The organism is Nonomuraea roseoviolacea subsp. carminata, from assembly GCF_024172185.1.
GTDB lineage: Bacteria > Actinomycetota > Actinomycetes > Streptosporangiales > Streptosporangiaceae > Nonomuraea > Nonomuraea roseoviolacea.
The window spans coordinates 1,522,114-1,534,175 of sequence record NZ_JAMZEC010000001.1 but is presented as its reverse complement, the minus strand read 5'-3'; the positions used below and the strand labels follow the sequence as shown (position 1 = coordinate 1,534,175).

At 72.5% G+C, this 12,062-nt stretch carries 10 protein-coding genes; 9 read left to right on the top strand and 1 reads right to left on the bottom strand.

All coding sequences use genetic code 11. The features are described 5' to 3' along the window. The first annotated feature begins 5 nt into the window (after positions 1-5). Positions 6-941: an MOSC domain-containing protein gene (locus HD595_RS06990; protein ID WP_253766731.1), complete on the top strand. Its 936-nt coding sequence runs from the start codon at positions 6-8 to the stop codon at positions 939-941. A 19-nt stretch (positions 942-960) separates the two neighbouring features. Here HD595_RS06990 and HD595_RS06985 read toward each other — a convergent pair whose 3' ends face one another. Further along, positions 961-1,887 carry an ABC transporter substrate-binding protein gene (locus HD595_RS06985; protein WP_253766729.1) on the bottom strand — a complete coding sequence of 309 codons (927 nt, stop codon included), beginning with the start codon at positions 1,885-1,887 and terminating at the stop codon, positions 961-963. A 198-nt stretch (positions 1,888-2,085) separates the two neighbouring features. Between HD595_RS06985 and HD595_RS06980 the strand changes: the two genes are divergently transcribed. From HD595_RS06980 to HD595_RS06945, 8 genes are all read left to right on the top strand, one after another. Further along, positions 2,086-3,399, top strand: coding sequence for an ammonium transporter (locus tag HD595_RS06980; protein WP_253766727.1), 1,314 nt, complete (start codon positions 2,086-2,088; stop codon positions 3,397-3,399). Next, a complete protein-coding gene (locus HD595_RS06975; protein ID WP_175595575.1) occupies positions 3,396-3,734 on the top strand; it encodes a P-II family nitrogen regulator in 339 nt (112 codons plus the stop codon). The genes HD595_RS06980 and HD595_RS06975 overlap by 4 nt, the downstream gene beginning before the upstream one ends. A 295-nt stretch (positions 3,735-4,029) precedes the next feature. Next, a complete protein-coding gene (locus tag HD595_RS06970) occupies positions 4,030-6,255 on the top strand; it encodes a [protein-PII] uridylyltransferase (RefSeq protein ID WP_253766725.1) in 2,226 nt (741 codons plus the stop codon). Positions 6,256-6,479: 224 nt separating this feature from the next. Then, positions 6,480-9,578, top strand: coding sequence for a sensor histidine kinase (locus HD595_RS06965; RefSeq protein WP_253766723.1), 3,099 nt, complete (start codon positions 6,480-6,482; stop codon positions 9,576-9,578). 25 nt (positions 9,579-9,603) lie between these two features. Next, positions 9,604-10,026, top strand: coding sequence for a roadblock/LC7 domain-containing protein (locus HD595_RS06960; RefSeq protein WP_175595573.1), 423 nt, complete (start codon positions 9,604-9,606; stop codon positions 10,024-10,026). Between the two features lie 26 nt (positions 10,027-10,052). Further along, positions 10,053-10,415: a DUF742 domain-containing protein gene (locus tag HD595_RS06955; protein WP_175595572.1), complete on the top strand. Its 363-nt coding sequence runs from the start codon at positions 10,053-10,055 to the stop codon at positions 10,413-10,415. Next, the gene (locus tag HD595_RS06950; RefSeq protein WP_175595571.1) at positions 10,396-10,974 is read left to right on the top strand and encodes a GTP-binding protein; all 579 of its coding nucleotides are present in this window, start codon (positions 10,396-10,398) and stop codon (positions 10,972-10,974) included. The genes HD595_RS06955 and HD595_RS06950 overlap by 20 nt, the downstream gene beginning before the upstream one ends. A gap of 137 nt (positions 10,975-11,111) precedes the next feature. Beyond that, positions 11,112-11,900: a hypothetical protein gene (locus HD595_RS06945; RefSeq protein WP_253766721.1), complete on the top strand. Its 789-nt coding sequence runs from the start codon at positions 11,112-11,114 to the stop codon at positions 11,898-11,900. Positions 11,901-12,062: the final 162 nt, after the last annotated feature.

Below are 12,062 nucleotides of genomic sequence, written 5' to 3'. Positions count from 1 at the left end.
TTCGCGTGAGTGAGCTGCTGGGCACGGTGGGGCGGCTGCGCCGCTACCCGGTCAAGTCGATGCTGGGCGAGGACCTCGACGCCGCCGAGCTCGGCGAACGCGGGCTCCGCGGCGACCGGCGCCGGGCCGTGCTGGACGTGGCCACCGGCCGGATCGCCAGCGCGAAGAGCCCCCGCCTCTGGCGCGCGCTGCTCACCCTCGACGGCACCCGCCCGCCGGGCGACGCCGAGCTGTCGGCGCTGCTCGGACGCCGGGTGCGGCTCGTGGAGTCACCGCCCGAGGGGGCCGAGCTGGAGCGGTCGGTGCCGGAGGAGGTGCTGGAGCGGGGCGTCGAGGCCGAGGTCGGCCACACGGTGGGGCGGCTCGGCGGCGCGGCTCCCGGGACGTTCCTCGACTTCGCGCCCGTCCACCTGATCGCGGCCTCGACCCTCGCCCGGATCGGCGCGCTCGGCCCGCGCGGCACGGTCGAGGCCGACCGCTACCGCCCGAACCTGGTGATCGAACCGGCGCCGGACGGGCCCGGGGCGGCGGCGTTGGGCGGGCCCGGGGCGGCGGGGTTGGGCGGGCCCGGGGCGGCGGGGTTGGGCGGGCCCGTGGCGTCGGATGGGTCCGTGGCGGCGGCGCTCGGTGGGTCCGTGGCGTTGGACGGGTCCGGGGCGGCGGTGCCGGGCGGGTTCGTGGAGAACGGCTGGGTGGGGGCCGAGCTGCTCGTCGGTGATGAGGTGGTGCTGGCGGTCATCGCCCCCACGCCCCGGTGCGCCGTGCCGACGCTCGCCCACGGCGTGCTTCCCCGGGACGTGGACGCCCTGCGCGTCCCGGCCCGGCACAACCAGGTGTCCGCGCTCGGCATGGCGCCCCAGCCGTGCGCGGGCGCGTACGCCCGCGTGCTGCGCCCCGGCCGGGTCGCGAAGGGCGACCCGGTGCGGCTGCGCGTTCCCTGACGCGGGACCCGGGGAACGCTCAGACGAGCGGGGTCAGGTGGCTGTCGAGGTCGTCGAGGATCTTGCCGGCGGCCGTGACCCCGATGCCCAGCATCCAGATCTCGTCGTCCACGTTGTAGGCGTGCCCCGCCTTGACGGCCGCGAGGTTCTTCCACAGCGGCCCGCCGGTCACCGCCGCCTGGCTCTTGGCCGCGGCCTCGCCGTACGCGCTGTAGAAGACGGCGTCGGCGTCGGCCTGGGCGATGTTCTCCTGGCTGAGCTTGCCGAAGCGCTTGTCGGCCTGGCCGGCCAGCATCTGCGTCTCGGGCCGCGGGATGCCCGCGTCGCCGACGACGATGCCGCTGAACGACTCGGGACCGTACATGCGGATCTCCGTCGGCATGAAGCGGACGATGCTCACCTTCAGCGCGGTGAACTTGGCGCCGACCTGCTTGGCCCGCGCCTCGTAGGCCGACAGCAGCTCGGCGGCCCGCTCCTTCCTGCCCAGGGCCTCGGCGTCGAGCAGGAAGTTCTGCTTCCAGGTGACGCCGACCTTCTCGGTGAACACCGTGGGCGCGATCTTGCTGAGCTTGTCGTAGAAGGCGGCCTGGCGGAACTTGGTGCCGAGGATCAGGTCGGGCTTGAGTGCCATGATGGCTTCGAGGTTGAGCTGCTGGAGCGTGCCCACGGGCTTGGTGGCCGCCAGGGCGGAGCCCAGGTACTTCGGCCACGCCTGGCTCTCGGCCGCCTGCGCCGCGCCCACCGGCGTCAGGCCGAGCGACACCATCGTGTCGAGCTTGTCGGTGTCGAGCACCACGACCCGCTTCGGCTCCGCCGGGACCTTCGTCTCGCCCATGGCGTGCTTGACCGTCCGGGTCGGACCGGAGTCCTGGGATGGGGTGGAGGCGCCGCAGGCGGTGAGGGCGAGCAGGGGGAGCAGGGCCGCGGCGGCCAGGCGGAGACGCATGTGGGTTCCTTGATCGTTTAGGTAAGGCAACCCTAAGTGTAGTGCCCGGCACATCCGGAACGTGGGGTGTGAAAAGCCCGAAACAACCGCGAAACACCACTGAGGCGAGATTCACGAATGTGAAACACGCCTGGTCGAGCCATGAAACCGCGGACGAACACGCTGTGGCCACACGTCATATGTAAGGAGGGTCGCGTCGTGAAGATCGACAGCGGCACGACTGCCTGGATGCTCACGGCCACCGCGCTGGTGCTGCTGATGACTCCGGGCCTCGCGTTCTTCTACGGGGGCATGACCAGGGCCAAGAGCGTCCTGAACATGATGATGATGTCGTTCGCGGCCATCATCACCGTGACGATCGCCTGGGTGCTCTACGGGCACTCGCTGGCGTTCAGCGACAATTCCATGTCGTGGCTGAACCAGTTCGTCGGCGGTCTCGACCACGTCGGCCTCCAGAGCCTCGTCCACACGGCCACCAAGGACGACGGCACGGGCATGCCCAGCCTGGTCTTCTCGGCCTTCCAGCTGACGTTCGCCATCATCACGGTCGCCCTGATCAGCGGCGCGATCGCGGACCGCGCGAAGTTCGGCGCCTGGGTGCTGTTCAGCTTCATCTGGGCGACGATCGTGTACTTCCCGGTCGCCCACTGGGTCTGGGGCACCGGCTGGCTGAACACCCTCGGGATCGAGGACTTCGCCGGCGGCACGGTCGTCCACATCAACGCCGGCGCCGCCGCGCTCGCCCTCGCGCTCGTCCTCGGCAAGCGCAAGGGCTGGCGCAAGGAGCCGATGCGCCCGCACAACCTCACGCTGGTGCTGCTCGGCGCCGGTCTGCTGTGGTTCGGCTGGTTCGGCTTCAACGCCGGCTCCGAGCTGGCGGTGGACGGCACGGCCGGCCTGGCGTTCATGAACACCCAGATCGCCACCGCCGTCGCGGCCGGCGCCTGGCTGGTCGTCGAGAAGATGCGCGACGGCCACGCCACCAGCCTCGGCGTCGCCTCCGGCGCGGTCGCCGGCCTGGTCGCCATCACCCCCGCCTGCGGCTTCGTGGACCCCTGGGCCGCGATGCTCATCGGCCTGATCGCCGGCGCGGTCTGCGCCTACGCCGTCGGCCTGAAGTACAAGCTCGACTTCGACGACTCCCTCGACGTGGTCGGCGTCCACCTGGTGGGCGGCGTCATCGGTGCCGTCTCCCTCGGCTTCCTGGCCGCGTACCCCTTCCTGGAGCAGCAGAACAAGGGCCTGTTCTACGGCGGGGGCCTGACCCAGCTCGGCCTCCAGGTGCTCGGCCCGGTCGCGATCGGCGGCTACTCCTTCGTCGTCACCTGGGTCGTCGGCAAGATCATCGACAAGGTGATGGGCTTCCGGGTGTCGGCCGAGGAAGAGGTCACCGGTATCGACATCACCACCCACGCCGAGACCGGGTACGACCTCGGCACCGTCCACGCCTCCGGCGTGGCATCCCCCAACGGGCCCGCCGTCACCCCGGCGCCTAAGAAGGTGGACGCATGAGACTCATCACCGCGGTCATCAAGCCCTTCAAGCTCGATGACGTGAAGGCCGCCCTGGAGCAGTTCGGCATCAAGGGCATGACGGTCAGCGAGGCCAGCGGCTACGGCCGGCAGCGCGGCCACACCGAGGTCTACCGGGGCGCCGAGTACCAGGTGGACCTGGTGCCGAAGGTCCGGCTGGAGGTGCTGGCGGACGAGGACGACGCCGACGACGTGATCGACGTCATCGTCAAGGCGGCCCAGACCGGGAAGATCGGCGACGGCAAGGTCTGGTCGGTGCCCGTGGACACGGTCATCCGCGTCCGCACCGGCGAGCGCGGCCCCGACGCCCTGTAGGCGCGAGCGCCGGTCCGGCGCGGACGCGCGGACGCGCACATCCGCGCCGGACCGCCAGGCGCCACGGCACACCGGCGAGCGCCACGGCACACCGGCGAGCGCCACGGCACACCGGCGAGCGCCACGGCACACCGGCGAGCGCCACGGCACACCGGCGAGCGCCACGGCACACCGGCAAGCGGCACGGCACACCGGCAAGGTCAGGACGGACGGGCATGTCACGGCGGATCGGCATGCCCCGGCAGATCGGCAAGCGAGACGAGGGCGTCCGGACGGAGCCCGAAGAGGGGACGTCTTGAGGGGAGAAGCTCGCTCGTACGCCGCGGCGCGCAAGGAGCGGGCCGCGGACACGGACCGCTGGCTGAAGGACCTCTTCCGCACGGCGAGCGACGGCGACGGCGTCTCCCTGGTCGCCGTCGGCAGTCTGGGACGCGGCGAACTGGCCCCGGGCAGCGACCTCGACCTGGTGCTGCTGCACGCGGGCCGCGACGACGTCGGCAGAATCGCCGACCGCGTCTGGTACCCCGTCTGGGACTCCGGCGTCGGCCTCGACCACTCGGTGCGCACCGTCGAGGAGGCCGTCGCGGTCGCCCGCGACGACCTGAAGGCGGTCCTCGGCCTCATCCAGGCCCGGCACGTGGCCGGAGACCCGGAGCTGACGCGCAAGGCCAGGGAGGCGGTGCTGGCCGAGTGGCGCGCCGACTCCCGGCGCCGGCTCGGCGAGCTGCGCGAGGCGGCCGACAAGCGGGCCCAGACCAGCGGCGAGGTCGCCTTCCGCCTCGAACCCGACCTCAAGGACGGCCGCGGCGGCCTGCGCGACCTGCAGGCCATGCAGGCCGTGGCCGCGGCCTGGGTGGCCTCGGCGCCGGGGCCGCGGGCCCGTGAGGCGTACGAGTTCATCCTGGACGTGCGGCACGCGCTGCACGTCGTCACCGCCCGGGGAGCCGACCGGCTCGTGCTGCAGGAGCAGGAGGCCGTCGCCGGGCTGCTCGGCCTGCTCGACGCCGAGACGCTGATGCGCCGGCTCGCGGAGGCGGGCCGGACGATCTCCCACGCGTTCGACGTCACCTGGCGCACGGTTGACAGGCTCGTGTCAGGACCGGCCCCTCGCGGCCGTCGGCCGCTGGCCGACGGCGTCGTCGAGCACGGCGGCGAGGTGGTGCTGGCCCGCGGCGCCGACCCCCGCAAGGACCCGCTGCTGGTGCTGCGCGCCGCCGCCGCGGCGGCCGACTCGGGCCTGCCGCTGGCGCCCGCGACGATGTCCGTCCTCGCAGCTCAGTCGCCTCCGCTGCCGGTGCCGTGGCCGGACGAGGCCCGCGGCGCGCTGGTGTCGATCCTCGGTGCCGGCCGCGCGGCCGTGCCCGTCTGGGAGGAGCTCGACCAGGCCGGCATCCTTGTCAAGATTCTTCCTGACTGGGAAAGGGTGCGGCACCGGCCCCAGCGCAACCCCATCCACCGCTTCACCGTCGACCGGCACCTCATCGAGGCCGCGGCGAACGCCGCCAGTCACACGCGTGAGGTGTCGCGGCCCGACCTGCTGCTGATCGCGGCGCTGCTGCACGACATCGGCAAGGGCTGGCCCGGCGACCACTCGGCGACGGGCGAGGTCGTGGTGCGCGACATCGCCGCCCGCATCGGCCTGCCGCCCGCGGACGGGGAGATCCTGGCCACGGTGGTGCGCCACCATCTCCTGCTGCCCGAGACGGCGACCCGGCGCGACCTCGACGACCCCGTGACGATCGAGAAGGTCGCGGGCACGGTCGGCTCCCGGGAGGTGCTGGACCTGCTGGCGGCCCTCGCGGTCGCCGACGGCCACGCCACCGGGCCGGCCGCCTGGAACGCCTGGAAGGCCGGCCTGGTCGCCGATCTGGTGCGCCGCGTCCGTTCCGTCCTGTCGGGCTCGCCGCCGCCCAGGGCGCCCTCCCTGTCGTCCGAGCAGGCCGCCCTGGCCCGCCACGGAGGCGGCGCCGTGCGCGTCAACGGGGGAGCGGTCACCGTGGTCGCCCCCGACCGGGTCGGGCTGCTGTGGAGCGCCGCGGGCGTGCTCGCCGCGCACCGGATGATCGTCCGGTCGGCGTCGGCGGCCTCCGCGGGGTCCACGGCCGTGATCGAGTTCTCGGTCGTCCCGGAGTACGGCTCGCCGCCCGATCCCGCGACGCTGGAAGCCGACCTGCGGCTCGTCCTTGCAGGCCGTCTTGACATCGAGCAACGGCTGGCCCGTCGGAACCGGTATGTGAGGGCGGCTCGCGTTCCGGTGGCTCCACCCCGTGTGACCTTGGTGGACGACGCCTCGGCGACCGCCACGGTGGTCGAAGTCAGGGCCCATGACAGGCCGGGACTCCTGTGGCGCATCGGACGGGCGTTCGGGGAGTGCGGTCTTGACGTGAGAGCTGCTCGCGTGGAGACTCTCGGCGCGGAGGCGGTGGACGTCTTCTACGTGGTCGATCGCGCCGGACGTCCTCTTAGTGACGACGCGCAGCGAGGCCAGGTCCGTGATCTGGTGCTGGCGGCACTGCGCTAGACCACTCACGACGGACGGGTCACATATGTAACGATTGCATCCGATTTGCGTATTTAGTCTCACGCTGCGGATACCTTGTGGACGTCCTAGAGCCCGTGGACCACGGGATTGATTGAGGGGTAGCGGAAGCAGTGACTACGGGGAACTCCGACAGCGGCCAGGCCGCCGGACGGGCGCGCGACAGGCGATCCCTGTCGCCCCGGATCGGACTGCGCAACTGGCGCGTGAGATGGCGTCTGACCGCCCTCATCCTCGTTCCCACCGTCGTCTGCGTGGCGCTGGGGGGCGCCCGCGTGGTCGGGTCGATCCAGAGCATCAACGACTACGAGCGCACCATCCGGGCCGCCGAGGACGCGGGACACATCCGCGACCTGGTCCAGGCCCTGGGCATGGAGCGCGACACGGGCGGCTGGATGGCCGTCTCCGGCGCCCAGCGCAAGAAGCTGGCCAAGCCGTACGCCGAGCGCAAGGCCGCCGTCGACAAGCTCGTCTCCACCGTGACGGCCGACATGGACGCCATGGACGACTCGTACGGCGTGCGCGTGCTCGACGTCGTCCGGCGGGCCCGCCTCGACATCAGGCAGCTCGTCCGGACCCGCGCCGAGGGCCAGCGCGACACCACCCGCTACAACACCCTGCTCGACACGCTGCTGCGCCTGCACGACGAGCTGAGCCTGCTCAGCGACGACTCGCAGATCATCGGCCAGTTCCGCGCCCTGAGCGCGCTCGCCCGCGCCAAGGAGGAGGTCTCCCGCCAGCGGGTCCAGCTCATCAAGGGCTTCTACCAGCCGGGCAGCATGGACTCCAAGGAGGTCGAGCGCTTCATCGCCTCCAACGCGGCCCAGCGCTCCGACATGGCCACCGTCGGCCAGGAGGCCGGCCCGCAGGTCGCCATCCAGCTCCAGAAGGCGCTGACCCGGCCCGAGTACTACAACACCGAGCTGATCAAGTCCCGCGCCGTCACGCTGGCCAGCGGCAAGGCGCCCGGCGTCCGCATCCGGCAGAACCTGCTCGCCTCCACCGACCGCAAGGTCTCGCCCACCGACCAGTGGTTCAACGACAACGCCGCCACGATCGACGCCCTCCACTCGGTGGAGGAGGACATCAGCAAGAAGGTGGCCCTGCGCGGCACCGAGCTGCGTGACGCCGAGATCCGCAACGCGGTCATCGCCGGTGTCCTGATCCTCGCGCTGCTGCTGCTCGTGGCGCTGCTCACCGTCGCCATCGCCCGCTCCATGGTCACCCCGCTGCGCCGCCTGCGCACCGAGGCCCTGGAGGTCGCCGGCTTCCGCCTGCCGGACGTCGTCCGCAAGCTCCGCCTGAACGGCGACGTGGTGCCCGAGGTGCGGCCGATCGGCGTCGAGGGCAACGACGAGATCGGCGAGGTGGCCAAGGCGTTCGACCAGGTCCACCGGCAGGCCGTCCGGCTGGCGGGCGAGGAGGCCGAGCTGCGCGGCAACATCAGCTCGATGTTCGTCAACCTCTCGCGCCGCACCCAGACGCTGGTCGAGCGGCAGATCTCGCTCATCGACGGCCTGGAGAAGGGCGAGCAGGACGGCGCCCGCCTCGCCGACCTGTTCAAGCTCGACCACCTGGCCACCCGCATGCGCCGCAACTCCGAGAACCTGCTGGTCCTCGCCGGCCACGAGCCCTCCCGGCGGCGCAGCCAGCCGGCCAAGCTCGTGGACGTCGTGCGCGCCGCGCTCTCCGAGGTCGAGGGGTACGAGCGCGTCCAGGTGAAGGTCCACCGCGCCACCGCGGTGGTCGGCAGCGCCGCCAACGACCTCGTCCACCTCGTCGCCGAGCTGGTCGAGAACGCCCTGCAGTTCTCCCCGAGCAACGCCCAGGTCTCCGTGACCAGCAGCCTCATCGAGGGCGGCGGCGCCCTGCTGTCGGTGACCGACGCCGGCATCAGCATGACCGAGGAGGAGCTGGCCGAGGCCAACCGCCGCCTCGCCGAGCCGCCCGTCGTGGACGTGTCGGTCTCCCGGCGCATGGGCCTGTTCGTGGTCGGCCGCCTGGCCCTGCGCCACGGCATCCGCGTCCAGCTCCGCAAGGGCGACGGCAACGGCCTGATCGCCATGGTGCTGCTGCCGCCGGCGCTCATCCCCGACGGCACCCAGCAGCCGCTGCCGCAGCGTCCCGCCTTCGGCGGCGAACCGGCGGCCTCCGCCTCCGCCTCCGCGCCGCGCGGCCCCGGTTTCGGCGGCTCCGGCCTGACCACTCCCGGCGTCGGCGGGCCCGGTCTCGGTGGGCCCGGTCTCGGCGGTCCCGCGCTGGCGGGCAGCGGCGTGGGCGGTCCCGGCGCGAACGGCGGCCGGCAGGGCACACCGGCGCAGAACGGCACCTTCCGCTCGTTCGGCAGCCTCGACGCCTACGGCACCTCCGGCAACGGCACCCCGGACAGCGGCACCGGCCGCCCCGGCGTCCCGTTCACCGCCGACACCGACGGCGGCGCGCTGCGCCAGCCCTCGTACGACACCGGCGGCTTCCCGTCGTACCCGAGCCCGGACGCGCCCGGCGGCTACCCGTCCCACCCCGGCCAGGACGCGCCCGGCGGCTTCCCGTCGTACCCGAGCCCCGAGGGGCCGGGCGGCTTCCCGTCCTATCCCGGCCAGGAGGCGACGGGCGGCTTCCCGTCGGCCCCGGGCGTCGAAGGTCCGCCGCGCAGGGAGAACCCGCCCCGGCGCGAGGCCCTGCCGCGCAGGGACGCCTTCCCGAGCCGCGACGCCTTCCCCAGTCGTGACGAGTTCCCGAGCCGTGAGGGCTTCCCCAGCCGCGAGGGCTTCCCGGCCCCGGCAAGTGGTAATGGCGCGTTCCAGACGCCGCCGCCCGCCTCGGGTTACAGCACCGCTGACGTGCGCAGACCGGAGGCTCCGCCCTCGGTGGACGTCTCCCCGATGGACAAGGACCAGGAGGAGTACCTGCCGATCTTCGCGTCGGTGGAGTCGGCCTGGTTCCGCCGTCCGCTCGGGGAGCAGGCGTCGCCGGCGCCCGGCCGAGATGAGCACAACCCATCGCAAGCCGTAGTCTCTGGGGAGGAAGCGTGGCGAACGGCCGCGGACGCCGGATGGCGTGCGGCGGCCGCGGCCAGCGACCCCAGCCTCGGCGGCATCACCGCCGCCGGGTTGCCCAAACGCACCCCCAAGGCCAACCTGGTCCCGGGTACGGCCGGTACGCAGGCCGCGCAGCCCCAGCGGCAGCAGCGGCAGGCGCCGGTGCCGCCGGTCTCGGCTGACCGGATGCGCAGCCGGATGGCCAGCTTCCAGCAGGGAGTGCGAAGGGGACGGGCGGAAGTACGCGAACAGGAGGAACAAGAGTGAGCGAGCGTCTTTCCAGGGAGGACGCGTGACAACGCTGAGCCACGAGGCGCATCGGTTCGACTGGCTGATCACGGACTTCGTGCGCAACACCCCCGGTGTCGCCCACGCGGTCGTCGTCTCGGCCGATGGTCTCTGCCTGGCGAGCTCCGAGGGCTTCCCGCCCGACCGGGCCGACCAGCTCGCCGCGGTCTCCGCCGGCCTGCTGAGCCTCACGGTGGGCGCGTCCCGCGTGTTCGAGGGCGGCTCCGTGACGCAGACGGTCGTCGAGATGCAGCGCGGCCTGCTCATCGTCATGGCGATCAGCGACGGCTCGGTGATCACCGTGCTGGCCGCGCCCGACTGCGACATGGGTCTGGTGGCCTACCAGATGACGCTGCTCGTCGACCGGGCCGGCCAGGCGCTGACGCCGGCCCTGCGCGCCGAGCTCCAGGCCGCCAGGACACGGTGAGGCGATGACACTCATGGGAGAGGGCCGTGTACGGCACTGACGGCACGGGGGACGACGAGCCCCTGTTCCGTCCGTACGCGGTGACCGGCGGCCGTTCGGAGCCGCGTTACCACCTTGCGATGGAGACGCTGATCTCGTCCATGTCCATACCGGACGACGAGATGGCCTTGCTGACTCCCGAGCAGGAGGCCATCATGCAGCTCTGCCGAACGTTCCGGTCGGTCGCCGAGATCTCGGCCCTCCTCCGGGTCCCGCTGGGCGTGGCGAGGGTGCTCGTGGCGGACATGTCCGATGAAGGGCTTGTCCGCCTGCACCAGCCGCGCCTCAGCCAGGGACAGCCAGACCTCAACATGCTCGAAAGGGTGCTCAGTGGACTTCGCAGGCTCTAGCCCCGGCCTCACGTCGACGAAGATCGTCGTCGCGGGCGGGTTCGGCGTCGGCAAGACGACGTTCGTGGGGGCGGTGTCAGAGATCCTTCCGCTGACCACGGAAGCGGTGATGACCGACGCGTCCGCGGGCATCGACGACCTCGGCATGACGCCCAACAAGCAGACGACGACCGTGGCCATGGACTTCGGCCGCCTGTCGCTCGACCGCGACCTGATCCTGTACCTGTTCGGCACCCCCGGACAGCACCGGTTCTGGTTCATGTGGGACGACCTCGTGCGGGGCGCCATCGGCGCCGTCGTGCTCCTCGACACGCGCCGGCTGGCCGACAGCTTCCCGGCCATCGACTACTTCGAGGAGGCGAAGCTGCCGTTCGTCGTCGGCGTCAACGGCTGGGACGGGCAGTTCCTCCACTCCGAGGACGAGGTGCGCGAGGCGCTGGCGCTGCCGGCGCACGTGCCGATCGTCCGCACGGACGCGCGCAACCGCGAGTCGGTGAAGGCGACGCTGATCTCGCTGGTCGAGCACGTCGTACGGCTCCGCGCGGCCCCGGTCTCCTAACCGGACAAACCACCCTCCACCTCCGCTACACCAACTTTCCCGACTGTTATGCGACATTTCGGGAAATAGGAGGTGGGGCGGTCGCGATCACCACTACGCTGCTAGGCCCTGTCGGACGAGGAGCCCAGGGGGCTCCGATGGGGGGAGTGGACCGCATGGTGTGGATCGCGCTCGCCGTGTCGGCCGTCGCGGTGGCCGCCGCGCTCGCGTGGTGGCTGCGCCGCGACCGGCCCGCCGCCGGAAGGGCCGCGCGAGGCCCGCAGAACGCGCCTGAGCACGCGTGGGGCCCGGTCCTCGACCCGGAGGCCGCGATCGCGTTCACGGAGGGCCTGCGGGCCTTTCACGACGAGGGCGACGCCGTGCTCCTGGAGCTCTCCCAGTCCGCGGTCGTCACCCCGGACCCGCCGCGCGCGATCTCCCTGCCGCTGCTGGCCGAGGGCTTCGCCGCCCGCGGCGAGGCGGCCCTGCACGACCCGGAGGGCACGGTCCGCGAGCTGGTGGCCGGGCGCGGCGCGGCGGAGGGGCCGGGCGTGCTCCACCTGCGCCCCGCCTGGCTGGACGGGATGGTCGACGGCATGGACCGGTGGCACTTCGCCGAGGCCGTCCAGGAGATCGTCTGCTCCCCGCCCTCGGCGGGCGTCACCGCCTGGAAGGCCGAGGAGGAGACGGGGGTCCTGCTGATCACGGTACGTCCCTCCGCCGGGGAGGGCGAGAACACCGTCATGATCGACCTGGCCCGCGTGCTCGACCGCTACCGGGAGGCGCGCGAGGAGCAGCCGGGCGCGCCCGTCGACGCGTTGCTGCGCGCCGTCGTGTCGCACGCGGTGGTTTCCGGGGGGCCGGGGCTCACCTGGACCCGCCCACCGACCGGAGAACAGGACGGCACCCTCCTGTCGGCCGCCACCGCTCCCTCCGCGTTGCGCTGAGGTCTTTTGGGGAGGGGTGGGTTGGGAGAGCAGGACGGCGTCGTGCTGTCGGCCGCCACTGCCCCCTCCGCGTTGCGCTGAGGTCTTTGGGGAGGGGGTCGTCCTCCCGTCGGCCGCTGCCGCTCCCGCCGCGTTGCGCTGGGGTCATTCGCAGGGACGCGT